At 39.5% G+C, this 26023-nt stretch carries 28 protein-coding genes; 26 read left to right on the forward strand and 2 right to left on the reverse strand.

Annotated features, from left to right (window positions below; genetic code table 11):
• Window position 1 precedes the first annotated feature (1 nt).
• The 4 genes from AC6HZ4_RS11695 to AC6HZ4_RS11710 all read left to right on the forward strand — a co-directional run bounded on the left by AC6HZ4_RS11695 (window position 2) and on the right by AC6HZ4_RS11710 (window position 5934).
• Window positions 2–1948 carry a chemotaxis protein CheW gene (locus AC6HZ4_RS11695; RefSeq protein WP_497495174.1) on the forward strand — a complete coding sequence of 649 codons (1947 nt, stop codon included), beginning with the start codon at window positions 2–4 and terminating at the stop codon, window positions 1946–1948.
• A gap of 101 nt (window positions 1949–2049) precedes the next feature.
• A complete protein-coding gene (locus AC6HZ4_RS11700; RefSeq protein ID WP_497495175.1) occupies window positions 2050–3690 on the forward strand; it encodes a flagellar motor switch protein in 1641 nt (546 codons plus the stop codon).
• Between the two features lie 156 nt (window positions 3691–3846).
• Window positions 3847–5079 (forward strand): hypothetical protein, encoded by a 1233-nt coding sequence (locus tag AC6HZ4_RS11705; RefSeq protein ID WP_497495176.1) that lies wholly within the window; start codon window positions 3847–3849, stop codon window positions 5077–5079.
• Between the two features lie 84 nt (window positions 5080–5163).
• The gene (locus AC6HZ4_RS11710; protein WP_497495177.1) at window positions 5164–5934 is read left to right on the forward strand and encodes a flagellin family protein; all 771 of its coding nucleotides are present in this window, start codon (window positions 5164–5166) and stop codon (window positions 5932–5934) included.
• A gap of 103 nt (window positions 5935–6037) precedes the next feature.
• Here AC6HZ4_RS11710 and AC6HZ4_RS11715 read toward each other — a convergent pair whose 3' ends face one another.
• Together AC6HZ4_RS11715 and AC6HZ4_RS11720 are read right to left on the reverse strand one after the other, a co-directional pair.
• Window positions 6038–6814 (reverse strand): CheR family methyltransferase, encoded by a 777-nt coding sequence (locus AC6HZ4_RS11715; protein WP_497495677.1) that lies wholly within the window; start codon window positions 6812–6814, stop codon window positions 6038–6040.
• Between the two features lie 96 nt (window positions 6815–6910).
• Window positions 6911–7408 (reverse strand): flagellar motor switch protein FliG, encoded by a 498-nt coding sequence (locus AC6HZ4_RS11720; protein WP_497495178.1) that lies wholly within the window; start codon window positions 7406–7408, stop codon window positions 6911–6913.
• Window positions 7409–7751: 343 nt separating this feature from the next.
• Here AC6HZ4_RS11720 and AC6HZ4_RS11725 point away from each other — a divergent pair, with 343 nt between their 5' ends.
• From AC6HZ4_RS11725 to AC6HZ4_RS11830, 22 genes are all read left to right on the forward strand, one after another.
• Window positions 7752–8213 carry a DUF327 family protein gene (locus tag AC6HZ4_RS11725; protein WP_497495179.1) on the forward strand — a complete coding sequence of 154 codons (462 nt, stop codon included), beginning with the start codon at window positions 7752–7754 and terminating at the stop codon, window positions 8211–8213.
• A 23-nt stretch (window positions 8214–8236) separates the two neighbouring features.
• Window positions 8237–8689, forward strand: a complete 453-nt coding sequence (locus AC6HZ4_RS11730) for a hypothetical protein (RefSeq protein ID WP_497495180.1) — start codon at window positions 8237–8239, stop codon at window positions 8687–8689.
• Window positions 8690–8727: 38 nt separating this feature from the next.
• The gene (gene flgK, locus AC6HZ4_RS11735; protein ID WP_497495181.1) at window positions 8728–10035 is read left to right on the forward strand and encodes a flagellar hook-associated protein FlgK; all 1308 of its coding nucleotides are present in this window, start codon (window positions 8728–8730) and stop codon (window positions 10033–10035) included.
• Window positions 10036–10057: 22 nt separating this feature from the next.
• Complete coding sequence (locus AC6HZ4_RS11740; protein ID WP_497495182.1) at window positions 10058–10921, forward strand: flagellar hook-associated protein 3; 864 nt, start codon at window positions 10058–10060, stop codon at window positions 10919–10921.
• A 39-nt stretch (window positions 10922–10960) separates the two neighbouring features.
• A complete protein-coding gene (locus tag AC6HZ4_RS11745) occupies window positions 10961–12316 on the forward strand; it encodes a flagellar hook-associated protein 2 (protein ID WP_497495183.1) in 1356 nt (451 codons plus the stop codon).
• A 21-nt stretch (window positions 12317–12337) separates the two neighbouring features.
• Entirely contained in the window at window positions 12338–12706 is a 369-nt protein-coding gene (locus tag AC6HZ4_RS11750) for a flagellar export chaperone FliS (protein WP_497495678.1), read from the forward strand.
• Entirely contained in the window at window positions 12696–12971 is a 276-nt protein-coding gene (locus AC6HZ4_RS11755) for a flagellar biosynthesis protein FlgG (RefSeq protein ID WP_497495185.1), read from the forward strand. Before AC6HZ4_RS11750 ends, AC6HZ4_RS11755 begins: the two co-directional genes overlap by 11 nt.
• A 327-nt stretch (window positions 12972–13298) precedes the next feature.
• Entirely contained in the window at window positions 13299–13694 is a 396-nt protein-coding gene (gene flgB / locus AC6HZ4_RS11760; protein WP_497495187.1) for a flagellar basal body rod protein FlgB, read from the forward strand.
• 20 nt (window positions 13695–13714) lie between these two features.
• Window positions 13715–14128, forward strand: coding sequence for a flagellar basal body rod protein FlgC (gene flgC, locus AC6HZ4_RS11765; protein ID WP_497495189.1), 414 nt, complete (start codon window positions 13715–13717; stop codon window positions 14126–14128).
• A 77-nt stretch (window positions 14129–14205) separates the two neighbouring features.
• Window positions 14206–14466 (forward strand): flagellar hook-basal body complex protein FliE, encoded by a 261-nt coding sequence (gene fliE, locus AC6HZ4_RS11770; protein ID WP_497495679.1) that lies wholly within the window; start codon window positions 14206–14208, stop codon window positions 14464–14466.
• Window positions 14467–14489: 23 nt separating this feature from the next.
• Complete coding sequence (gene fliF / locus AC6HZ4_RS11775) at window positions 14490–16055, forward strand: flagellar basal-body MS-ring/collar protein FliF (RefSeq protein WP_497495191.1); 1566 nt, start codon at window positions 14490–14492, stop codon at window positions 16053–16055.
• Between the two features lie 18 nt (window positions 16056–16073).
• On the forward strand, window positions 16074–17090 hold the full coding sequence (gene fliG, locus AC6HZ4_RS11780) for a flagellar motor switch protein FliG (RefSeq protein WP_497495193.1): 1017 nt from the start codon (window positions 16074–16076) through the stop codon (window positions 17088–17090).
• Window positions 17077–17790: a FliH/SctL family protein gene (locus tag AC6HZ4_RS11785; protein ID WP_497495195.1), complete on the forward strand. Its 714-nt coding sequence runs from the start codon at window positions 17077–17079 to the stop codon at window positions 17788–17790. The genes fliG and AC6HZ4_RS11785 overlap by 14 nt, the downstream gene beginning before the upstream one ends.
• Window positions 17787–19094: a flagellar protein export ATPase FliI gene (locus AC6HZ4_RS11790; protein WP_497495197.1), complete on the forward strand. Its 1308-nt coding sequence runs from the start codon at window positions 17787–17789 to the stop codon at window positions 19092–19094. Before AC6HZ4_RS11785 ends, AC6HZ4_RS11790 begins: the two co-directional genes overlap by 4 nt.
• A gap of 204 nt (window positions 19095–19298) precedes the next feature.
• Window positions 19299–19712 carry a cytoplasmic protein gene (locus AC6HZ4_RS11795; RefSeq protein WP_497495199.1) on the forward strand — a complete coding sequence of 138 codons (414 nt, stop codon included), beginning with the start codon at window positions 19299–19301 and terminating at the stop codon, window positions 19710–19712.
• Between the two features lie 32 nt (window positions 19713–19744).
• A complete protein-coding gene (gene fliK / locus AC6HZ4_RS11800) occupies window positions 19745–21340 on the forward strand; it encodes a flagellar hook-length control protein FliK (RefSeq protein ID WP_497495200.1) in 1596 nt (531 codons plus the stop codon).
• The gene (locus AC6HZ4_RS11805; protein ID WP_497495202.1) at window positions 21333–21788 is read left to right on the forward strand and encodes a flagellar hook capping FlgD N-terminal domain-containing protein; all 456 of its coding nucleotides are present in this window, start codon (window positions 21333–21335) and stop codon (window positions 21786–21788) included. Before fliK ends, AC6HZ4_RS11805 begins: the two co-directional genes overlap by 8 nt.
• A 32-nt stretch (window positions 21789–21820) precedes the next feature.
• The gene (locus AC6HZ4_RS11810) at window positions 21821–22705 is read left to right on the forward strand and encodes a flagellar hook-basal body protein (RefSeq protein ID WP_497495204.1); all 885 of its coding nucleotides are present in this window, start codon (window positions 21821–21823) and stop codon (window positions 22703–22705) included.
• A 106-nt stretch (window positions 22706–22811) separates the two neighbouring features.
• Window positions 22812–23150 carry a DUF3964 family protein gene (locus AC6HZ4_RS11815; protein WP_497495680.1) on the forward strand — a complete coding sequence of 113 codons (339 nt, stop codon included), beginning with the start codon at window positions 22812–22814 and terminating at the stop codon, window positions 23148–23150.
• A 73-nt stretch (window positions 23151–23223) separates the two neighbouring features.
• Window positions 23224–23712 (forward strand): FliG C-terminal domain-containing protein, encoded by a 489-nt coding sequence (locus tag AC6HZ4_RS11820; protein ID WP_497495205.1) that lies wholly within the window; start codon window positions 23224–23226, stop codon window positions 23710–23712.
• A 60-nt stretch (window positions 23713–23772) separates the two neighbouring features.
• Entirely contained in the window at window positions 23773–24684 is a 912-nt protein-coding gene (locus AC6HZ4_RS11825; protein WP_497495207.1) for a chemotaxis protein, read from the forward strand.
• A gap of 357 nt (window positions 24685–25041) precedes the next feature.
• On the forward strand, window positions 25042–26019 hold the full coding sequence (locus AC6HZ4_RS11830) for a DNA-binding domain-containing protein (RefSeq protein WP_497495208.1): 978 nt from the start codon (window positions 25042–25044) through the stop codon (window positions 26017–26019).
• The last annotated feature ends 4 nt before the right edge of the window (window positions 26020–26023 follow it).

Here is a 26023-nt window from a genome sequence, read left to right on the forward strand (position 1 = left end):
TATGGCAAATGAATTGTTAGACATTTTCTTGGAGGAAGCACAAGAACATTTGCAGGCCCTGAATGAAAACGTATTGAATTTGGAAAATAACCCCAAGGATTTGGGTGTAGTAAATGAGATTTTTCGTTCTGCACATACATTTAAAGGTATGTCTGCAACAATGGGATTTACAGATATTGCGAATTTAACGCATAAAATGGAAAATGTGCTCGATGGCATCCGTACTGAGAAGCTGATGGTTACAGGCGATGTTATCGATGTTATATTTGAATGTATTGATAATTTGGAGAAAATGGTAGGGGATGTACAGCAAGGCGGAGTTGGAAGTCTTAATGTAGACGGAACCATTGAGAAGCTAGAGGCAATTATGAATGGCGATAAGGAAATGCCGACCGCTCATGAAGCTAAATCTGAGCAAATAAAACAACCGAATGCTGCTTACTCTCATCGCGTAAGTATTGCGATTAACGAACAGGCAATGCTCAAGGCTGTTCGTGCAGTAATGTGTATAGAAGCTCTATCAGGAATTGGACAAGTTGTGTGTACACATCCCGAAATCGCAAAAATTGAAGCAGATGACTTCGGATATACGTTTATTGTTGATTTGCTCACCGAAGAATCAGACGAGGTAATTTCTGCAACTATCATGAATATATCGGATATTGAGAGCATTAAACTTGAAGAGGCAGAGCAGGAGAAGGAAGAGCAACAAACTGCTTCTCTTGAAAATACCGGAGCAGCGGCAAAAAAGGAACAAGCCCCTAAAAATGTAAAAGGAGCAAAGGTTGAAAGCCGTTCTATTCGTGTCCAGTTAGAAAAAATCGAAAATCTTATGAATATGTTTGAAGAAAGTGTAATCGAGCGAGGAAGGATTAATGAGCTAGCAGAGTCTATCAACAATAAAGAACTGCTTGAGCATTTAAACCGTCTTGGAGATATTTCGAAGGATATCCAAAATTTGCTTCTAAACATGCGAATGGTTCCTATTGAGACGGTCTTTAACAGATTTCCGCGAATGGTTCGTTCTCTAGCAAAAGACTTAGGGAAAAAAATTGATTTGCAGATTACCGGTGAGGATACTGAGGTCGATAAAATTGTAATTGATGAAATTGCAGATCCTTTAGTGCACCTTCTCCGAAATTCTGTTGATCATGGGCTAGAAACTATAGAAGAAAGAAAAAGAAGCGGCAAAAGCGAAACCGGTCTCATTCGGTTAGAGGCATTCCACAGCGGCAATAATATTGTCATTGAAGTATCTGATGATGGGCGCGGAATCAATAAGGAAAAGGTAATGCGTAAAGCAATTGATCGCGGTATTATTACAGATGCTGAAGCGGCAAAGTTGTCCGATCGCGAAGTATATGAGTTGATTTTAGCTTCAGGTTTTAGTACAGCGGAGGCTGTATCGGATTTATCTGGAAGAGGTGTCGGGCTAGATGTTGTAAAACATACCATTAATTCGCTCGGCGGTCATTTAATGATTGAGTCAGAAGAAGGTAAGGGCAGTACATTCCGAATCGAATTGCCGCTTACTTTATCTATTATTCAGTCTATGCTGGTAAAAACAAATGATACAAGATATGCAGTTCCTCTAGGAAATATTGTAGAGGCCATTCGTGTTCAGCACGAAGATATTCAAGTATTGCAGGGGCGAAATGTACTTAATTATCGCAACCAAATTATTGAGATCCTCGATTTGGCGAGCATTTTTGGAGAACGAGAAGCTGCTTCTTTATTTAAGAACTCTTCGGATAAAATGGTTCCTTTATTAATTGTCAGAAATAATCGCCGCAGCTATGGCCTTATCGTAAACAATATTATTGGACAGCGGGAAATTGTGTTAAAATCACTGGGTGATTTTTTTGCGAACAGCTCTAAGTACTTTTCCGGAGCAACTATTTTAGGCGACGGTAGAGTTGTTCTTATTTTGAACCCAGAGGGATTCTAGATTACCTCACCTTAAATGTCCTTGCCTATTTGGAGGGAAGAACGTCATCCCGCCCTGTACAAAAGAGGCGGGGTTTTCATTAGAATGGAGAGGATATGGGTATGGCAGAAAATCATGTGCAGGAAGGTAACGCTACGATGAAGGATGAGATCATATCTGATACGCTGACGCAGCAAGAAATAGATATTATTGGAGAAATTGCTAATATAGCGTTTGGCTCTGCTTCAACCGTTTTGTCAACCTTATTGAATAAACCTGTCAGCATTACGGCTCCTCATGTTGAGGTTGTTGACTTATTCGACACAAGTGAGATGACAATACCGCATGTTGTGTTAAACATTCAATTTATAAAAGGGTTGGAAATGGAAAACCTGCTCGTTTTAAAGCGAGAGGTTGCATTAGCGATGGCCGATTTAATGATGATGGGGACGGGTGAGGTTGACCCGAACCAGGAACTTACAGAGCTTGATTTGAGTGCTGTACAAGAGGCAATGAATCAGATGATGGGGTTTGCTGCCACCTCTATGTCAGACTTTTTTCAGGATACAGTTGATATGACGCCTCCGAGCATTAAGGTTGTCAATTTAGTGGAAGAAATAGAGAAGATTGCTCATTCCCATCAGACTTCTATTGTGACGGTTTCGTTTGATCTGCAAATTGGTACGTTAGTCAACTCAAAACTTGTGCAAATTGTGCCGATGGAGAATGCACGACAAATGGCCAAAAAATTAATAAAGATGTCCGAACCGCTGCAGGCTGAAGTGCCGGCACCTCCAGCTGTGGAACCGTTGACGCAGGAAGAAAAGGATATATTGGGGGAAATTTCTAATATCTCAATTGGGTCCGCATCAACTGTGTTATCCTCTTTATTAAACCAAACTGTCACTATCAGCGTGCCGAATGTTGAGGTCATTAATGCTCGAAAGTATGAAGGTGTTTCGTTTCCGTACCTCGTATTAAATGTCGATTTTACAGAAGGATTTCATCATGAAAATGTATTTGTCATTTCAAAGGAAGTCGCACTCACAATGGTTGACTTAATGATGATGGGAACGGGGCAGGTGAACCCTGATAAAGAGCTTGATGAGTTAGAGATAAGCGGGGTAAAGGAAGTTATGAACCAAATGATGGGGCATGCTGCCACTGCCCTTTCCGAAATGTTCCAGGAGAAGGTGGATATCACGCCGCCTACGGTTAAGGTTGTTTCCCTTAGTGAAGAGTTAAAACATATAGGCGGTTCAAGTGAATCAGATGAGTTAATTCAAATCGCCTTTCATTTAGAAATTGGCAACTTTATTAGTTCCACTATGTATCAATTTTTCTCTATTCCAGAAGGAAAAGAAATTGTGAAGCGTCTGCTGCAGGTGACTGGTGCCGAGGAGGATCCGTATGAGGTGGACTCTGTATCTGTATCGGATGTGGAGGAGGCTTCCGAAGTTCAAAATGTATCGTCAGATGGTATTTTTCAATTTGAAAATATTATGACGGAGCAGCAGCCTCATGCGCCTCAAGCAACGAATTCCTCTTTATTATCAGGGGTAGAAGTGCAAATTGAGTTTATGTTCGGTAGTACAACTAAAATGATTGATGAAGTATTAAGTATGAGACCAAACGAAGTAGAATTGCTTGATGAAGCGATTGATGAACCCGTTCAGATATATGCAAATGGAGTATTAATTGCATACGGAGAATTGGTAAATGTAGACGGTTTTTTTGGAATTCGGATCATTGAAGCGTTGTGAGCGGGAAGTAGACATTTTCTTCCGCTCTTTTCGCTTTTTATATACAATCTTTTACTCTATGAAACAGTGCGAGAAGTGTGTACAATGAGAGAGGAATATCGCATTGCATAACCTTGCTGCTAGATGTAATGGAAAGGAAGGAGGAAGGATTGACAAATGAAAACTTTTACAGGAGCGGTTATTTCCGCTTATTTGACTGTTGGTATGCCCTTGCAGGCCCAAGCAGAATCAGCTTTAGAAGTCCCTCATATGGTAACAGTTCCTTCCGAGGCACCTTCTTTACCTGCTGCATCTTGGACTGTGCAAGTAACAGCAAGTGAACCAGCAATACAAGTTGGTGAAACGGTTAATTTTCATGCAGTTTTTGAGGCTATCGCACCTTCTGTAACAGAGGTGTATGGGTGGCTTCGTTCGCCGGTAAATGAGAGCGGGGAAATTCAGCAGGAGCGGTTGCTTCGGTTCTTCTATAGCGAGGAAAAGAAAGGCTGGATTGCACAGTACACAGCAACGCCGTATGATGTGACTGGAGATTGGACGTTAGAGCTGTGGAGCTTTAGCGATACGTTGTATAAAACACAAAATGCTGTCTCTTTTGCTTTGAACAATTCCAATCCTTTACAGGACGAGGAAGCGCCGCGTCTCAAAGCTTATACGCTTTTATACAATAATGAACCGTTTCAAGATGCTTCCAGTGTGAAACAAGAAGGTTTGTTGGCTGTACACGTACAAGCATTTGACGATGCATCGGGCATCCATGCAGTAACAGCAAAGCTTCTGAAACAACAAACAGACATACAAAGTGAAACAGCGGATGGAGAGAGCGCTGGAGGCAGCGAAACAAAAGAAGAGATAAAGCAAGAAGAATTAAAAAGCTCTCCGAATGAGGAGCATATCGTTATGCCCTTGCTGTATAATGTTCAAACATCGGAATGGATAGGTGTGTTTGATATAGCTACGGTAACTGAAGGAGAGTATGAACTTGTTTTAGAGATGAAAGATTATATGGGCAACGTGACAGCAGAACGAACTGGAAGCAAGATTGTAGTTATGGGTAAGGAGCCGCTGCAGGACATAAAGGAAGAAATTCCTCCCGCTTCTCCTGTAGAGCAGCCTCCTGCCGCACCAGCACCGACGCCAATAGGCAGTGAATCAGAAAAAATGCCTAACACTCCTGTTGTGGAGCAAGCAGCTCCACAAGTAGCCAAGGTGGTTACAACACCAGTTGTACAGAAGGAAGCAAAAAAAGAGGGAACGCCGCCCTTACCACCTAAGAAAGAAACGAAGGAAGGACCTGTTCAACAGAGCAAGCAGTCGTCTTTGTTGTTTTATGCAGCAGGAGCGTTGTTACTTATATCGGTGCTGCGAAGCAATAAGGAATGGAGCGAGTGATTCGCCGTGCTGGGATGATGTATTCCCTAAAAAAGCGCGGTTTTTTGTTTATGTAGTCATGTTCATTTTAGGAGGGAAGACTATATGAAAATTGAACGGAATGCTCCGATAATCAAACCAGCTGGGCGCATGAAAGGCAATGAAGCGAAGGCTGTGCCTTCAGAGACGGAGACAGGTAAGCGTACCAGCAAAACAAAAGCAGTTCGGGATGTGGCATTTTCTATTCATGCATACACTGTACAAAAGGGAAATCAGGCGGAAATCACAATTCGTAATGCGCAGGAGGGATTGCTGCTGTTGCAAACAGCACAAGCCCAACTGCGCACTATGCTTAACCTTCTGCAGCAGGCACGTGATGCAGCGCTGCAAAACAAGCCAGTTGAACCCTTTTTGAACGAACTACAGCGAGTTGCTCAAGCTGCCCATTATAAGGAGATTCCGTTGCTTGATGGCAGCTATACTACTGTTTGGATTGAAGTGTCTGCCAAACGTCATCTAGAATTTCAAACGCGTCTTTTAAACGCAGCAGCGCTTGGAGCGGGCATAAGAGAAGAATTAGCATCTATTCATGCCTCGATTGCAGTAATGGCAGCATATATAACAGATATAAATTCTATTATCGAAAAGCTGACTGTGTATGCTGATATACAGAAGAAAAATCTTTTGTTAACTGGAAATGCGGAAATCTCTGCTGAGCAATGGGATTCGTTACGGATGAGCATTATTGCATCGCAAATCGCTGCATTTTATTCCAAGCAGATCTTGCCTCGTCTTAAAGATGAAAAAACAATGCTGCTTTTAATCACAGCATTGTTTCTTCTTGTATTTGTAATCATTTATTTTTCTGTTTCGTAGAGCTCGTACTACATACTTCCTACAGCTCTAGTAACGCCTATAATAAAAAGGCTAGGGATGATCCTAGCCTTTTTGTATATCGTGACAAGAAGAGGTGTATTCTTTATTGTTTCTCATAAAAAAATGTATCTGCAACTCGAAAGTGATATTTCTCGGGAGCCAGCACTTGTTCTGTACTACCGACAAAAAGAATACCCTCTTTTCGTAATGCATGACTAAATTTCTTATATACTAGATCCTTTGCTTGTTCTGTAAAGTAAATCATTACATTGCGGCATACAATCAAATCGAAATGATGTTCGTATGGCTGAAGGAGTAAATCGTGCTGCTTAAAGCGAACATTTTGTTTGATATCATCATGAAGAAGGTAATAGTTTCCTTCTTTTGAAAAATGCGCGGTAACTAGGTGTGGAGGCACCTCATTGATCGCATGAGCATCGTATTTCCCCTGCAATGCTTTTTCAATAATATGTGCATCAATATCGGTAGCCAGTATGTCGTATCGATGCTTTGGCAGCAATCGTGACAAAATCATGGATAGTGTGTACGGCTCTTCTCCCGATGAGCATGCTGCACTCCAAATTTTTAATTTTCCTGGATTGCGTGCAATCAAGCCAGGAAGAAATTTTTTTTCTAATATATCCCAACGAATCTGATTGCGAAAAAAGCCGGATACATTAATTGTTAAGTAGTCAATGAATTCATCCAGCATTTTTTTTTGTTGAATCATCGCCAAAAGTTCTATATATGTACCGCAGCCATTTTTTGATACGAAAGAGTCGATTCGTCGCTTCATACGTTCTTGTTTATAAAGTGAAAGGTCAATGCCAAATTGTATTTTAAAGCGGTTTAAAAAAATGGTATAGTCTTGTTCATTCATAATAAGCTGTACAAGATGTTTCACGCTGCAGTGAAGACATCTCACGCCCCCTCCCTTATATTATTTATACGTCTGATAGGCAGCGCCCAAGAGATATTATACAATACGAAGCTTATCCTCAAGCACGCGGTTTGCTAATTCTTTATCCTTGCCAGGCAAGTCATAGATAACGGCATCAATTCCGTTCTCTTTAGCTACATCAATAGGTATGACGGAAATATGCGTATCACCGTTATAAAAGCATAGCACTAAATCCATGTCAGCTAAAATGGATTTTATATACAAAATATAGTCTGAGCGATAAATAGCATCATGCGAATATCCGAAGGAGGTGTATGTAGTGCCGTGCTCGACTAAAAATTCTGTAATTTGTTGAAAGCTGCTTGATAACATATGCAATGGCTGAATCGTGTATAAAAACAAATTGGAAGCTAGGTGCTCATTTTCTACAAAAAAACGGAGTATTTCTTTTTCAAGCGATTTATAACATAAAAGGTAGATATGATGCTTCCGTGCATATTGTGATAACCATTTTTGAATTTCTTTTTGATCAAGTGTAGATAAACGGCTCGACCCGCAAATAAATATGTTCATCTCTAAAACACCTCGATAGAATTTTAACATATTTGCAATAAAAAAATAGAAAAAAGTACATAACCGCTTGTATAATACTTATATAAAAAAGGGGAACTGGCAGGGCTTTATTAAGTATTTTACCAATAAAGACAATAAATGTTACCATGTTGCACACAGAGATGCACTAGAAAATTGTGAAATACAGAAAGGCATTTTTTTTTAATTACCGAACTGGTATACTAATAATAACAAACATGCTTTGAATTGTCGCGCTTGCTTGTATAGGAATTTTATTTATGTTTTTATATATAAGCTTACCCTTATTTATGAAAATAAATATAGACAGAACAGGTGATAACTTATGCTACGTTCGGTTTCTCTAAATCAATTGTATCATATGTCCTCTTCTTCTGCCTCTTCGAGGGAATCAACTACAAAGGTTGTGAAGGATTTTCATACGAATTTGCAGACGGACGAAAAAAAAGAAAAAATATTAGAAAAAATGAATCAGTTTGTTGAAACCATTGGAAAAATCAAAACGAAAATTGAATCAGAATTGACTCTTGAAAATATTACTGAATATAAAAGTGTTATTACATCTTTTTTGAATTTTTATGTAGATAACGTAATGCAATATAAAGATGTATTATCACGTCATCCGCGCTTCGGTTATCCTCAGAAAATGACGATTGTGAAGCAGGTTGAAGATGGAGTGAAGGATTTGGAAGACATTATGGGGCTCATTAATACAAAAACGGGCCATTTAGAAATGTTGAACAAGATCGGCGAAATCCACGGGTTAATTTTAAATCTTGTGCTGTAGCCTTAAGAGAGGAGGAAACGTGCGTGTATAAGATGCTATATGAAACGTTAGTATCTATTTACAATTGCTATGCGTCGGTGCATGAATCGGGTAAACAAATTTATGAATTGCTAAAGAACAGGAAATTGCGAGAAATGCAGCCTTTGCATGTGGAGCAATTGAAGAAGCTAGAGGAGCTCAAAGAGCTAAAGCTGTCCTTGGAGAAGGCACTGCATACGTTTTGTCAGGAGCACCACATTCAAGAAGTCAAGATCCGTTCTGTGGTTCCATTGTTTACAGAAGAAGAGCGAGACAAGACAATGGTCCTATTAGAGAGAATTCAACAAATCGAAGAAAAAACAAAAAAGACACTGCTTCAAAATCAGTATTATTTGGAGATTATCATGAAAACCACAGAAAGCATGATTGATTTTGTAGCAGAAATGAACATGGAAAAAATGCATAATTCACAGCTGTTTATGAACGAGCTGCTGTAATTGCAAAAAGAGGGGGGACAGGTGCCAGGGCACCAAAAATGATGAGGCTAAGTGACTATGGTACTTCATTATCGGGATTGATAGCTGGACAATCAGGGATTGCAACAACGAAGCAAAATATAGCAAATATGCAGACGGAAGGATATGTGCGCCAAAAAGTCAATCTGCAGCAGTTAGCTCCAAGCAAGGGCATGGATTCATTGCAGTTGATTGGATATGGTGTAAATGTTGCGGGAATTGAACGAGTAACGGATACAGTAAAGCGCGAGCAATATAATAGCGCGATATCTACTTCTTCGTACTATGAATATAAAGCGATGAATCTAGCCGATGTAGAATCCTTGCTTGGAGGTACTGGAGATAGCTCCCTTTCTGCATTGATGGATGGTTTCCTCCAGTCATGGAGTGATGTTGCAAAAACCCCGAATCAGCGAACGCTTTATAATACGCTTGTTTCAAATACGACAAAATTTACAACGCAGCTGAACCGTATCACTGATGGGTTAACTTCTTTGCAAAGCGGTGTTATGGAAGATTTGCAGAGAAATGTTGATAAGTTTAATAGTCTTTCTGATTTGCTCGCAGAAACGAATAAACAAATCGTACAGTCAGGCCTGACTACGTCAAATAGCTTATTGGATAAACGAGATCAGTTGCTTTCTGAAATGTCCAAATATGTAAAAATTGATATTTCGTATGAGTCACCAAATGCAAATGTTGCGACCGTAAAAATCGATGGTAAGCCTGTTGTCTCAGGTAACGATTTCTATAACCTAGCGCTTGTAACAGCAAATGGAGAATCAAAGCTTCAGCTAAATGGTACTGATGTGGAAATGGGACAGGGTACAATACAAGCTGCTCTTGAGCTATCGCAAACAGCGATTCCTGGATATAAGGAGAAGTTAGACTTTTTTGCAACGTCACTGATGAATCGGATAAATGAAGTAATCCAGCCTGCTTTTTTAACAGGAAACGGAGCGGGAGATATTCAGGTGAACCCGGATATTGAAAGTAATATGGGTCTTTTTACTGTAACGGCAGATGCAGCTAATACGGTAGCAGGGATTGCAGACGAAGTGCTTCCAAATGGGGAGGGTTTAACGTATTCGAAGTATTTGGACGGATTTGTTGTGGGTATAGCAGCAGATGTAAATCTAGCAACTTCCTATCAAGCTGTGCACAACGATTTGCTCACTGACTTGCAGCAGAAACTGACTTCGATTGAAGGTGTGAATATGGATGAAGAAATGGTTAATTTGATGATGTATCAAAATTATTTTGCAGCGAATTCAAAGGCTATTCGTACGTTAGATGAGATGTACGATTCGCTCTTTGCCCTAATTTAATTTGAGAAAGAGGTAAGTATGTATGAGAATCGCCACGTATCAGCAGGCAAACTGGACGAAGCAGGAGTTAGGAAAAACACAGACAAAGGTTGCGTATCATCAGCAGCAGGTTTCCTCTGGAAAGAAATATGTTCGCATGAGCGAGGAGCCAATGGCGGCAAGTCAAGTATTAGCGTTTCAACACTCGATTCGAGGCATTGAGAAAATGAAGAAGGATATAGGCAGTGCACAGGCAGTTCTGGATACAACCGAGGTGGCGTTAAAAGGTGTTCAGAAAGTGCTTGACCGAGTCAATGTACTAATGACGCAATCCTTAAATGGTACCAACTCACAGGAAAATTTGAATGCGGCTGCAACAGAGATAGACGGTTTAATTAAGCAAGTGATCCATCTTGGCAATATGCAGCACGATGGCAATTATATATTCAGCGGAAATGAATATTCAACACAACCCTTTACGGAAGAAGGAACATTTCAGGGCGGCTCAGGAGATATATCATGGAAAATAAGTGATAGCTACTCTGTTTCCGTATTCCAAAGCGGAGACAAAATAATCACACCCGTTATTAGCACTCTGACAGAAATTCGTGACCAATTGCGGGCTGGAGATACAGAAGGCTTGAGGATGTCTTTCACAGAAAACCAACAAAACAACGATAACATCATAAATTCCATTTCGGGAGTTGGAGCAACACTCAGCACACTGCAATCTCTTACCGATATTTTGAATGAGCAAAAGCTTGGGCTTGAGGAGCGCCGATCCTCGGTAGAAGATGTTGATGTGGTAGAAGCTGTATCTGATTTAGCTCGTATGAATACGACATATCAAGCAATGATGCAGGCAACAGCCATGGTGAATAAGGTAAGCATTTTAAATTATATGTAATGGCGGACAGAAATATACGGCCAGTAAGGGGAGGATAGTATGGCAGGAACCATCACAAGCTATAATGGCAATACGCAAATTTGGAACTTAAATAATAATTTAGTTGATACGTCAAACCTTGTTGCTTTGGAGATGCAAACACTTGAACTAAAAAAGTCACCACTGAAAACTGTACAAACGCGTCTAAATAATGAAAAAACGGCATACAGCGGGTTTAAGGAAGATTTTAATGCCTTTGTGACGTTTATGAAGGAGATGTCATCGTTTAAAGGAAGCAATAAGGCGACGGCCGTATCGCAAAGCGGGTTTGTAACAGCAACTGCAAGTGCAGATGCTGTTGGCGGGACATACAGTATAAGTGTAAAGCAGTTAGCAACGCGGCATCAAATTTCAGGGAGCATCATATCAGACGTAAACACGCCTATATTAGCTGCCGGCTCAACAGCTACTATCCAGATTAATGGCAAGGATGTACTTATTACGGACGGTATGACGTATAAGCAGCTAATTGATAAGGTAAACGCGGATAGCTCGTATGGGGCGACCATGTATACGGTGGGCGGAAGGTTATTTATGGCTTCCACGCAAACAGGCGCAAATGGAGACATTACACTTGGCGGTGATCAGGACGTACTAATCAATAAACTTGGACTATTAGACGCGACAGGCACTACATTTAGTAATGAAATAACATCTGCCCAAGATGCACAATACTATATCAATGATGCAGGACGCACAAATATGCTTACAAGTTCTTCTAACACGATTGACGGTGTAATACCGGGCGTGACGCTGAAGCTTGAGAATGTGACAACTTCAGATGTTATGGTAACGGTGGAAGCAGGATCCGTTGATGACTCTGTTGCGAAGGTTAAAGAGATGGTTAACTCATTTAATGCGGCAGCAACTAAATTAGCAAGTTATACTGCTGAAGGTACGTATATGCAAGCGAGCAGCATTGCGCTTGCAACCTCAAAAGCGCTGAACAATATGGTAATGTTTAAGTCGAATGCTGGACAATATTTGTATCAGTACGGAATTCAAGTAGACAAATCAGGCCATTTATCAGTCGATACAAAGAAGCTTGAGGAAGCATTTAAAAACGATCCGGATGCGGCAAAGGAATTTTTCTTTGGAACGAACGGGATTGCCAAAACAATGAATACAGAATTAGACAAAATATTTGGGGAAACAGGACTGGCGACAACAAAATTAAAGGGTATTGACGAGCAATTATCTGATATTAGCCAAAAACTTGAGGACATTGATGCGCAGAATCAAGCGAAGCAAGAAGCGATTGTGGCGAAATATGCACTGTTTGAACAGCAAATGTCCTTGTTAAATACTCAATTGGCATCTATTAAAGCTTTAACAAAGTCAGACAGTGATGATTAATAAAGTATAGGAGGATCAATGATGCAAGCGTGGCAAAGATATATGCAAAATAGCATCATGACAAGTAATCCAATTAAAAATACAATTTTTGTATATGAACGTTGTATTGTGGAATTAAAAAAATTAGAAGAGCTTTTCACCGATTTTCGTTTTAAAGAAGCAGACGAGAGTTTAGAAAAGCTTGAAAATATTTTTGAGGAGCTGCAACTGCAGTTGAATCCAGATGCAAGCGAGGATTTATATAAAAGCCTATCTTCGTTATATGAGTGGGTGCTCAAAGAAATAGCTAAAATGAAGATAACGAGGGAAGGAAAGGAAATTGACTCGATTATCTATGTATTAAATCAACTCATTGAAGGCTATCGGGGAGTGCTCGGAAATGAAGGATGATAATCCATACAATGCGTTTTTAGCCTGTTTTAATCCTTCATTTGAAATTATCGTGTCAACCGAGGAACTGCAAAGAAGCATGAGAGAAGTGAACAGCTGGTTAATGACTTTAAAGGGGACTGAAAGGGACGCCGCAGCAAATAGAATGGCTTCTTATATTCAAAAAGCACAAGAGGTTATTCGAAAAAAGCAGGAAGTATTAGAAGAAATAATCCTGACAAACAGCGGACAGATGAAGGCTAATTCACACTACGAAAAATACTAAAAAGGAAAGGTGAGCCTGCAAGCTTGCCTTTTCTATAATATTTTCGCTTTGTTTTTTTAAATGAGGGTTATTATGGCAGTCAGTACATAAAATTGCTAATACTTTCATTTATAAAATTGATACGATTTATGCAGACAGAAATGAAAAAATGCCTTAAAATATGAGGTGATAGTGATGGAGTGAAGCATCCTATCACCTCTTTTTTCTTTTTTATAAATCCATCGAGAAATAGCTAGATTCATAGATTGCGGGAAAATAATCCGGAAAGTATAATAAATAAATATAAGAAATTATTCTCTTGTTAGTACAATAAAGAAGGGATACGAGATGGAAAATTTTATTGGGAAAATCAATCATTACATGAATTATGTAGCTGCCAAGCGTAATGTTGTTTCGAATAATATTGCGAATGCAAATACCCCAAATTATAAAGCGCAGGATGTGTCTTTTTTAGAGCAGTTAGAGGGAGGCACAATTAGATTGCGACCTGTAGCTAATGGGACAGCTGTGTTTCGGACACAGCCGAATCATTTGCCGTTCCCAAATGCAACAAATACATCTTTTAAGGTAATTACAAAAGTAGGAAGTACAAATCGAGATGGTAACGGTGTTGACGTAACATCAGAGATGATTGAACTGATTAAAGCAAATCAGTTGTATGCAGTATCAGTCAACGCGTTAAATACGCAGTCTAGCATCAATAATTCTGCAAGAGGGAAATAAGGCTAGGGAGAGGAAAGTTTATGTTTAATGCTATTAATATCAGCGGTTCGGGATTAACAGCAGCTAAAAAGTGGATGGAAGTCACTTCTAATAATATTGTGAACATGAATACAACAAACGGCCCGGATCAGGCACCATATGCACGACGTACAATTGCGCTTGAATCCAAAAGGTCTTTTGGCGATATGCTGAGCAGTGAAACAGGGGCGGGCGTTCAAATTTCTAATATTAAGACAGATGCATCAGAAAAGCTTGTGTATAATCCTTCACACCCTGATGCTAATAAAGATGGATATGTACGTATGCCGAACATTGATTTGACGGCAGAAATGACAAATATGATGGTTGCTCAAAAAATGTATGAGTCAAATACGAATGTACTCAATACAAATAACAAAATGATTGAAAAAGCATTAGAAATTGGAAGAGCATAATCTGAAATCAAGAAATGGAGTGTGCGGATATGAATATTAACACAAATTTATCAACTCGTTCTCTTTTTACACCAATCATGCAGCCATCCACACAAACAGAGTCGCTAAAAACAGCAAAGGCGACAGAGGGAAAGGCATTTATCGATTTGCTTCAAGGTATGGATGAAAAGCAAAATGCCGCACAAACCGCTGTATATAATCTCTTAACAAAGGGAGAAGGCGAAGTGCATGATGTATTAATTCAACAGCAAAAAGCAGAAAGCCAAATGAAAACAGCTGCTGTAGTAAGGGATCACATAATCGAGAACTATAAGCAACTGATGAACATGCAAATTTAGTATAACGGACGGATGTGTTCTAAATGAATAAACTAAAAGGAATGCTTCATGTACTCAAGCCATGGCATAAGATGGTCATTGCAGCAGTTTTGCTTGCAGTCCTTACAAGTGTCTCTTTATACTTTACCCTGCCTGATAATAATACTGTTTTGTACCAAAACTTAACTGACGAAGATAAGCAGGAAATTTTAGTAGAATTATCTAAAATGGGCGTAAATTATAACGTTCAACAAGATGGTTCAATTACTGTTCCGAAGCAGGATGCGGCATGGGTGCGTAGTGAATTGACTGGAATGGGACTTCCAAGCGGAGGTATGAGCGGGGAAGATATTTTGTTACAGAGCTCTCTTGGTGCAAGCGAGCAAGATAAGAAGATGAAACAAATCGTCGGAATCCGTAAGCAGCTTGAGCAGGATATTGTGAAAAATTTTGATGCGATTGAAACAGCAAATGTACAGATTACGCTGCCTGAGAAGGAAAGTATTTTTGATTCTACCGAATCGAAAGGATCTGCTGCTGTTACAGTTGGGGTACGCCGTAATCAAGCGTTAACGGAGCAGCAAGTTCTTGGTATTCAATATATGGTGAGTTCAGCTGTATCAGGTGTGGAGACGGCGAACGTAAGTATTATTGATAGCAAGAAAGGCGTTATCTCTCAGGGAGTTGGAGCAGATAATGCGGTCACATCATCGTCGTATGAGAAAGAACTGGAAATGTCGCAGCAAATAGAAGGGAAAATCAAGAGTGATATTGAATCCACTCTTGTTAATATCTTCAAGCTGAACAATTTCCATGTCAATACAAAGGTAGATGTGAATTACGATGAGGTTACGCGCCAAACAGAAACATATGGAAAAGAAGGAGTGCTTCGCAGTAAGCAAGAGTCAACAGAACGATCTGTAGCAGTAGACAACGGTGCAGCTACGGAGGCCGGAGTTGCTACCAATACCGAGGTTCCAAATTATAATGCAGATGGTACGATCGAGGGTAATGAACTGTATGATCAAAATAATGGCTCTAAAACAGAAAATTACGAAATTGATAAAACTGTAGAAACAATTAAAAAGCATCCGGAATTGGCGAATACAAACGTAGTAGTCTGGGTGGATGAAAAAGCGCTTATGAAGGCGAATGTTGATATGAATGCCTTTAAGCAAGCTATTGCAACTGCGGCTGGTTTACAAATGAACCCGGACGGTACATTCGCAAATGGACAAGTAAGCATTATGCAGGTTCCATTTGATACAACTGAAGCAGATGAGACAGATGAGACAGAACAGGCAAGCAGCGGTCTAAATTGGTGGCTGATTTTAGGAATTGGCGTGCCGGTATTGTTAGCAGGTGTCGGCTTGACAATATTTATGATCAGAAAACGTAAGAAAAAGCAGGAAGAAGTAGAGGAAGAAGTAGAAGAAGAAGAAAGCTTCCCACCTGATAATGTAGAGGAGCTTCCTGCACATAGAGAAGCTGCTTCGAGTATTTTAGAGGTATCGGAGGACTTTGTTCCACTAGACGAACAAGTCCAGCAAACAGTAAGAGAGAACACGGAAGAAGCAGCAAAGGTTTTGAAAAAATGGTTAAATGGATAGCGAGAGTGAGGGGAGAGTATGTCACAATCTACCACAGACAGTATTTCTTCTAAAGAAAAAGCTGCCATCCTCATTCGCTTCTTAGATGAGGATGTTGCAGCACAAGTAATCGAATTATTGAACGATGAAGAAAAAGAGACATTGGCAAGAGAAATCATAAGGCTTCGAGCGCATCAGCCTGATACGCTCGAGTCAGTTTTACAGCACTTTTTACTGGAAATGCACACAAGAGAGCTTATGCTGGGGGCAACAGACCGAGATTATATCAAACGGATTTTTCGCAATATGCCTGAGAGTGAAATATTTCAGATGCTGGAGGATATGTCATTTGCGAAAGATAATCCATTTGACTTTTTAAATACGATTGACGACATTGATTCATTATTGACGATCCTTAATGAGGAAACACCTCAAACAATTGCTATCGTTGCATCGCATATTAAGCCGCAGCTCGCATCGCGCCTTATTGAGAAACTGCCGGAACGTAAAATGGTGGAAACGGTGATGCGTATTGCCAAGCTAGAGCAGGTGGATAGCGGACTTATCAACCAAATTGGTGAATTATTAAAATCGAAGATGATGAATATGTCATTTAGCGCTACAAATAAAACAGACGGCTTAAAAACAATTGTGAATATTTTAAACAACGTATCACGCGGTATTGAAAAGATAGTATTTGAAAAGCTTGATGAAACGGATTATGATTTATCAGAGAAAATTAAAGAAAATATGTTTGTATTTGAGGACTTGCTTCGTCTTGATGATTTGGCGCTGCGAAGAGTGCTTGAAGAAATCAAAGATAATTTACTTCTTGCTAAAGCACTAAAAAATTCGAAGGAAGAAATGAAGGAAAAGATATTTACGTGTATGTCAAGTTCTCGTAGGGATATGATCCTTGAAGAACTAGACACGCTCGGACCATTAAAGGTAACAGATGCAGAAAAAGCGCAGCAGGCGATTACAAGCACGGTAAAGCGTCTTGAAAAAGAAGGGAAAATTGTGATTCAAAGAGGTGAAGAAGATGTCCTTATCTAAAAACAGAATTCTAAAGAATTCTGTTTCTTTTTCTAATGATAGCTATGTGCTGACGTATGAGGAGGAAATGGATCAGGAGGAATCTAAGCAGGAAGAGGAATTAGCTATATTTGATGAGCTGTTTCCAGATGCGCAAGCATATGCGCAGGAGAGGATGCGTCTTTTGCAGGAAGCGGCTCGGCTAGAAAAGGAAGCAGCAGCTTTGGCAGAGAAAGAGCTATATGTGCAGCAGGAAACAGAACGGCTCGCTCTCATGCAGCAGCAATTTGAAGCCTATATGAAGGAGCAGCAGCAGCAATTTGAGAAGGAAAAGAAAGAGCTATATTATCAAATGAATGAGCTGCTTTGGGACCAATCTCTTGCACTTGCGGAAAAGGTTGTACAGCAAGCGATTGACACGAGGCAATTGTCAATGATTTCCCTTTTAAAAGGAGTTGTTCAAACGCTTCCGATGGCATTTGAGAAGCTGCATGTTTCCGTTCATCCTGAAACATATGAGGAGTTAAAAAAGGAAAAAGATGAAACAAAGGAAATGTGGCTTCTTGAACTTATAGAGTGGAAATTTGATTTTTCCCTTGTATTTGGGGAATTTGTGATAGAAGAGGACAAAGGTTATTTTGAATATCGATTTGGACCCATTTTCGATCAACTAAAAGAGCGGCTTGAATATGAGAGGGATTTAAAGGGGCGAGAGGAATGAACTTATATTTTGCTGCAGAAAGAAAAAAGTGGGATGAATTTATTTCTTTACCTTTATATTTAGAAAAAGGGAAAGTTCATAGCGTACAGGAGCAATTTTTTATTTCAAAAGGTCCAAAGGCAAAAATTGGGGACATTTGTATTGTTGGCGATAAAAAGGTGATGTGTGAAGTGATTGCCATTGAGAAGGAAAACAATATGCTTCTTCCATTCAATCAGACGGAAAAAGTAAATTACGGCGATGCGGTTACAGTTGTGGATGAAGCAGTGAAAGTACCACGAGCTTATCATATGCTTGGCAAGGTGTTAAATGCAAATGGAGAGGTAATGAATATAGAGCCAGGGACCATCCCATATCAGAAAATACACCTCGACTCACCGCCAATCCATGCATTTGAGCGACAGGAGATTACAGATGTATTTGAGACCGGTATCAAATCTATTGATGCGATGCTAACTATTGGCCTTGGGCAAAAAATCGGAATTTTTGCAGGATCGGGTGTCGGGAAATCGACTTTGCTTGGCATGATCGCAAAAAATGCAAAGGCAGATGTTAACGTAATCGCACTTGTGGGAGAACGCGGTCGTGAGGTAAAGGACTTTATTCGCCGTGAGCTTGGGGAAGAAGGAATGAGAAAAAGCGTTGTAGTTGTTGCCACGTCGGATGAAAGTCACTTAATGCAGCTCCGCTGCGCGAAGCTGGCCACCTCTATTGCAGAATATTTCCGAGATGAAGGAAATAATGTCCTTCTTATGATGGATTCCGTAACCCGTTTTGCCGACGCACGGCGAAGCGTTGATATTGCGATTAAAGAGCTGCCGATTGGCGGTAAAACATTGCTTATGGAAAGCTATATGAAAAAGCTGCTTGAACGTTCAGGGAAAACGGATAAAGGATCGATTACCGGTATTTATACAGTTCTCGTAGACGGTGATGATATGAACGGTCCCGTTCCTGACTTAGCACGCGGTATTCTAGATGGACATATTGTACTAAAACGCGATCTTGCTACTTTAAATCATTATCCTGCTATTTCTGTGCTTGATTCAGTTAGTCGTATAATGGAGGAAATTGTGAGCAAGGAACATTGGAGAAAAGCAAATGAAATACGAAGAAGTATGTCGATTTATAAAGAAAATGAGCTGTACTTTAAGCTTGGAACGATTCAAGAAAATGAAGAAAACCGGCATATTTTTGATGCGAAGAGAAATATTGATTTTATTAACCAGTTTCTAAAACAAGGACGTTCTGATGTATATAGTTTCACAGAAACACTCGAGCTGATGAAGGGGATTACAGAGTAGTCATTTCAGTAAGGATGTGTTTTTGTTATGACTAAAATGTTTTAGCTAGTATAGTTTTTAGTTAAATCACTTTTTTATTTTCTTATTCGTTTTTGTAATTTTTTCCGTTATTGAGAAATACGAATATTTAACACGAACTTTTTAGAAAAATAATATATAATAGAGGTATATTACGATATAGTTGAAGGAGGATATGATAGGAATTTGAATATCCAACAATATAAAACTATTAAATTACAAATTGATAATGAAAAAGAAAGGCTGATGCTAGAAATTAGCCTGTTGCTTCAGGAACGAAAGCATGTGGAACAAAAGAAACTATATGAAATTCACGTATTTCAATCGCGCAGCAAGCTGATAGGTGAAACAGGGAGTGTTGCTGCCGGTTTTCTATCAGCTACTACCTTTTCTCCAGAAAAAATGGAGGAATTTAATAAAAAAATTCAAAAAATTGATGAATTTATAAAACGAAATGAATATATGCTAGAGAATATAAAAGAAAAAGAGCGAACGATTGATACTATGTTTCAGGAACAGCAACAGCAGTGTCGAAAGGAAGAGGACAAGCGGGAAGAAAAAGCTCTTTTAGATTTGAAAATGTGCATTGCAAATCGATGATTGTAACATAGTCAGGCAGGTGACCTAATACAATGGTAAATCCTTTACAGATCGAGGAAGCTATACCTAGAAGATGGCCGACTCATCAGAAAGGAGAGAGGATACAACAAGACAATTCCTCTTTTTCAGAAAAAATACAAAATAATCTACAAAATTCATTAGAAAAAGTTCCAGTGGAGGAAATAAAACAGGAAGACAGCGAGTCGCTGAAGCAGCCTGTAAAAACGGCCATGCTGCTTCAAGAGATGAAAGGGACAGTATTGTCCCAAAATACGAATCGTTTCATCTTCACTCTGGATAAAGCGGCAGAGGGAAAGCTGCAGTCTGTCCCGTCGAATCTAGAGAATCCTTTAGAGGACAGCTCGATAGGGAAAATCAAATCGGAGCTGATTGCAGGTGTTGAAATGGGAGAGAGCAAGCTGGGACCAGTCCTGTCTCATCAGCAGAGACGCCCTTTAGAAAATGAATCCGAAGAGGGAGTCTTAGGAGATGCGGTTAAGCAGGCGAAACCAACGCAGCTGTTGCAAGAGATGAAAGGTATCTCTGTTGCCAATGGTGAAGCAGCAGCGATCCAGCGGGGGCAAATTTCGCCCAATTTGCAGAGTTTCTTAGGAGAGGGCATGATGGAGAAAGGAAAGAACGAAGCGGTTGAAGCTATAAAACCAACCGTGTTTTCTCCATCAGAACGCATGATAATATCGCAGCGAAAGGTAGACAAAAATCCCCCGCCCGAGGATGAAGCGAAAGAAACAACAGCATTGCTCTTAACCTTATCAGATCAGGTGCTTGCCTTGCAGCAACTGCAAAGAAACCCTGCTTCTTTTGAGGAGCTTTCACAAATACTTGGACAATTGCTTTCTCACTACGGAAACATTCAATTGCAGGAGCTTCCATTGGAGGAGACACAAAAGCTAGTCACATGGTTGGAAAGCGTTAGCGCTGGACATCTTACAGTTAATGGTAATACAAGTATAGGGCAAATGCTCAGTCAGTGGACAGCTGATGTTTCAGATTCTCAAGTTCAAACTGAACAAGTAAATCTTTTCCCGTATAGTAAAGAGATACTTATGAACGAAAGAACGGAAAAAATAATAGATGAGGCTAGTATAAAGGTTAAGAAAAAAGAAGAAACATTATCCCACTCTTTTACAGAATCCTTATCTGGAGTGTTAGAGCATACATCAAAAGCAGCGCGAGTACAAGGACATGAATCTATAAAGCATGAAAATGTTTTATTTTCGGATTTAAATAAAAAATTACAGCAAAAAGTAGAGGAAATCCAAAAATTTGTTGTGAAAAATGAGCGTATCTTTTTACAGTTAAATCCAGAAAAGCTTGGCACTGTTGAGGTGTATTTGAAGAAGCAGCAGGATTCCATTCATGTTCATGTGCATACGAGTAAAGAGGAAAATAAACAGCAGCTGGATATTATTTTTGAGGATATAAAAACAAAGCTGAAGGAACAAGATATTCAGATTGAAATTACGTATACAGAAAGAGAGCAAAAGCAGCAGGAGCAGCGCGGCGGGCAGCGTGAGCGTGCATATACGCTGCAACAACAGTACCAAGAGCAAGAAAAGCAAGAAGACCCATTTATACAGCTATTGGAGGGGATAGGAAATGGCTAATGCAGTAAGCCCTGCTTCTTTAAGTAGTTTAGTAAACAAAGCGGCTGCGGTGACATCCGCAAGCTCTGCATCACCTGCTGCGACAGCAGCAGGTGCACTGGGGAAAGATGATTTTTTGAAGCTGTTTTTAACAAGTCTGCAATATCAGGATCCTATGAGTGCGATGGATACGAACGAGATGATGAGCCAAATGTCGCAGCTTACACTTATTGAGCAGGTACAGAACATGTCAAAGGCAGTAGAATCATTTACAGCTGCTGCACAATCGACTGCGCTCGATAGCGGTATGAAGTTTCTTGGCAAGCAGGTACAAGGAACAGATGCAAGCGGGAATGCCGTGACGGGAGTTGTTGATCAAGTTCGCGTCTCATCAGGTGTTGTCGAATTGCTTGTAGGGGATAGTGTAATTCCAATGCAGCAGGTGACTAGCGTTTCAGAGCAAAAATAAATAATGGATTTATATAGGGAGAGTGGAAAGACATGATTCAATCTTTTTACACAGGTGTAACAGGAATGAAGGCGTTTCAAGAAGGGCTAAGTGTGACATCCAATAACATCGCTAACGCACAAACGGTAGGCTACAAGAAGCAAAAGGCGATATTTGATGATTTGCTATATAAAAACGCAACAGGATCACAGGGGAATGAACAATATGCTAGCACAAGCCCAACTAGCATCGGAAGCGGCGTAAAACTGAGCGGTGTTAGCACAGACTATGCAGGAGGTTCTTTGGTAGTTACGAATGGCAAGACAGATGTTGCGCTAGAAGGAAGTGGTTTCTTCGTCCTTAGTGATGCACAAGGGGACGACCCTAAAACTGCTGGAGTAAAGAATGAATATACACGTAAAGGAACGTTCAGACTTTCCGAGGATTCCTATCTTGTGAACGATGAAGGGAAATATGTGCTGGCTTATCCTGCTGGTGCAGATGGAAAAACTGATACTACTGGCACACCTCAGCCAATTCAAATCAAGATGGGTGAACCGCTTGTTGAGGGAGATGATACTGTAAAATCGGCAGATTACACAATCACAAATGATGGCTATGTTACAGTTCAATACTCTGATGGTACATTCCGCTCTATCGGACAGCTTGCAGTCGCAACATTTCCGAATGAAAAGGGGCTGCTAAAGATGGGCAGCGGTAATTATAATGCAGCTCCTGCTGCGGGAACTGTTGTACTCAGCACATCTGGCCAAAATGGTGCGGGAATTGTACGCGGCGGCATGACTGAAGCGTCTAACGTTGATTTAGCGGCAGAGTTTGTAGACTTAATGATATATCAAAAAGGATTTCAAGGAAATTCTAAATCTGTAAAGGTTGCAGATGAGGTGTTAAATGACGTTATCAACCTGATCCGTTAACAGGATTAAAATAGGGAACGTTCCACGTTCCCTTTTCAATTCATAAAACGTGGTTGCAGTCCATATGATAAAAGATAAACAAATACTCAAGGAAGGATTTAAAAATATGACTGCAAGAGAGGAAAGAATTTATAACTTGCCTTTTTTCCAGGATAAGCGACAGCTGGCAGATCAAATACTTGCATTTGAGCGGGAGCGGCATATCTATTTGCCGAATGAATTTGAAATTAAGCGGGTTCCGCCGTATGAGTTCGGTGAGCAAAAAGCGGTTATCGGAAAAATACATCAATTTTACTTTATCGGCATCTCAAACTCACAATCAGAATGGAAATATCAAGCATTCGAGGATGAAATGAAATGCAAGGAATTTTTTATTCAGCTACCCCACATAAATGATAAGCAGCTAGCCTTTTGGTTAAGTAATATTGAGTTGCTATCACAGTAGGCAATCGCAAAACATAGGCGCGAAGGGAGAGAAGGGAAAAGGAATTCCCGTCTGAACGATGAGCAATGCTAAAATGAACAAATATCGCATTACGTTCATCTCACCGCAAGGAGTAGAGCAGCGAACCATTTTATCTGCCGTAAGTTTGCCGGATTTAATCAGGAGAGTAGAAAGCATCATCTCTGATCCTGCGGGATATTTTACAAATGACAAAAAAAATAATACGTATTTTAAGGTCATAAAAGAGAATATTGCTTATATTCAGTACGAGCTCTTATTTTCTGATAAAGAAGTAAATATTGAAAAAATTAAACATATTGCACCTGAAATCATCACGACATTGGTAAAAACAGTACGAAATGCAGAAATGTACGCTCTTGCTCTACTGGGGGTAGATCAAGAAACAAAGGACTTATTGCTTTATGAGATGGATCCAAATTTCAGAGAAGAAGTTGAAAAGCAGATGAATACACTTTGGGAAGCATCTGAATTAGAAATGTATAAGGCGCAGGAAATCCTGCTCGATGAAATCATTACAATTATTAATGATCGATATAAATAAAGCGAGTAGAAGGCAAGTTTGTATAATCTGTGTAACTGACTGAAAGGGGAAGATAGAACTATGACAGAGAGACAAAGTATTTTGTTGGAGAGTGGCACGAACGAATTGGAAATTGTGACATATACAATTGGTGATAATTTGTTCAGTATTAATGTAATGAAGGTGCGCGAAATTATTAATCCGATGCCTGTGACAGTTGTGCCGCAATCTCATCCTTCTGTAGAAGGGGTGGTACAGGTACGCGGTGAAATTCTTCCTGTTATTAACTTGGCACATTCTTTACAACTGAAATCAAGAAAGCCGATTGAAGATACGAAGTTTATCATTTCAGAGTTGAACCAAATGAAGGTCATTTTCCGAGTAGATGAAGTGTATAGAATCCAACGTATTTCATGGGAGCAAATTGATGAGCCGGCTTCTTTATCCATGGGACTCGAAGAAACAACATCTGGTATTGTAAAGCTGGACGGAAAAATTATTTTATTGCTCGATTATGAAAAAATTGTTTGCGAAATTAGTGACTCTGGATATATGAAAAAGGTGAACAATGTTGAAGTGAATCCAGAACGTGCATCGAAAGTTATCTATATTGCAGAAGATTCAGCCATGCTCCGTCAATTTTTAGAAGAAACGTTAACTACCGCCGGATATACAAAGCTGCAATTTTTCAGTAACGGCGCAGAGGCTCTATCCCAAATCGAAAAGCTTGCCAAGGAGCAGGGAGAGAGCATGTTTAACTATATTAGCCTGCTCATTACAGATATTGAAATGCCGAAAATGGATGGTCACCATTTAACAAAGGTAATTAAGGAACATCCTGTTATGCAAAAGCTTCCGGTTATCATTTTCTCTTCTCTTATTACAAGTGAATTGTACCATAAAGGGGAAGCGGTAGGTGCTGATGCGCAGGTAAGTAAGCCTGATATTCAAAAGTTAATCGACCTTGTGGACAACCTTATTTTCAAAAAATAAAAATCAGCCCTTTCTTTATGAAATGCGACATAAAGAAAGGGTTTTTTTATCATATAAAGTACGTATGATCTCTATATATAAATTAATATTATTCAAAAGATAAAAAAATAACAAAAACCCTAAAATATTTGACGTATTAAGAAAAAATAAGTTAAAATACACACAAATTGAATTTTATGTAAAATAGATAAATTGAAATGGTGTTTCCTAGTTTTTTCAGGTTTTTATAGTATAAAATTAAAAGTATAGTAGTTTTCATAATTCCTGTCGTAAAGGAATGTATAGACATCTTAAAATAGTTGTGTTTCGTATGAAAATATTCAAAATTATAAAAATTAAGAGAAAAGGAGCGGCATTATGTTTATAGATCAGCATTCGATTTCAGATATCGTTCTTGCGTTGGAAAAACTTATTTCCGGGCGGCCTAATCATGAAAAAACAGAAAAGAGCTTGAAACAGCTGAGCACAGAATATGAACTGAATTATGATGATTTAATTAACTTATATAATAAAATGTCTCTATTCCGCATGGATGTACAAAGAGCGGGGGGAGAAGAGGCATATCTGAAGTCTGATATTTTATGGCTGCAATCTGAGCTGGAGTTGCTGCTAGAATGTTATCGTATTTTTCAGGAAATCGGCGCGAGCGTTGCTCTTATATCTACATCCTTAAGCAAGGACCATTTAAACGTTTTTCCAAAAACGAAAAGCCAGTTACAAAATACATATTATAAATTGCGCAATGGACAAATTTCTCTTGAAACAACGTGGAAGCAAAAACCAGGACGAAAACGTACACAAGAGATACTCGTTCCGTTTGAAACTAAGAAAGAGGAAGCGCCTAAGAAGCTACAAGAAGTACCGATGCAACAACAGGAACAACAGGACGAAGGTGCGAACCATAAAAAAAATCTAGTGCAGCTCTTATCAGGAATGATCAATAACTTCCAGGCTCTATGTGATCATAATACAGAGGGAGAAAGGCAGCTTTATCAACTGATTGAAGGGATTTACGAGCTGTCAAGCATGTCTGCGGAACGAACAAAAATTCATCAAGATGTAGAAGCTCTAAAAACAGAGTTGAATATGCTTCGTGCAGAAAATGAAAAGCTCAAGCAGGAGAAGGTGGAGCTGCTTAAGGATATTCGCAATATGACGGATTACATTAATAGTTTTATTGAAAGCTCAGATGTAGATCAATTGCGTGGACTATCGCATTTTATTAGTACATGCAAGCGTGAATTAAGCAAACTTGGACTATATAACGGTGCAAGTGAACGAAACCTAAAAATAGTTGTGGATCGTTCCGGACAGGTGCTTTCTGTTTCAGAATAATAGT

The organism is Ectobacillus sp. OTK (genome assembly GCF_059698935.1).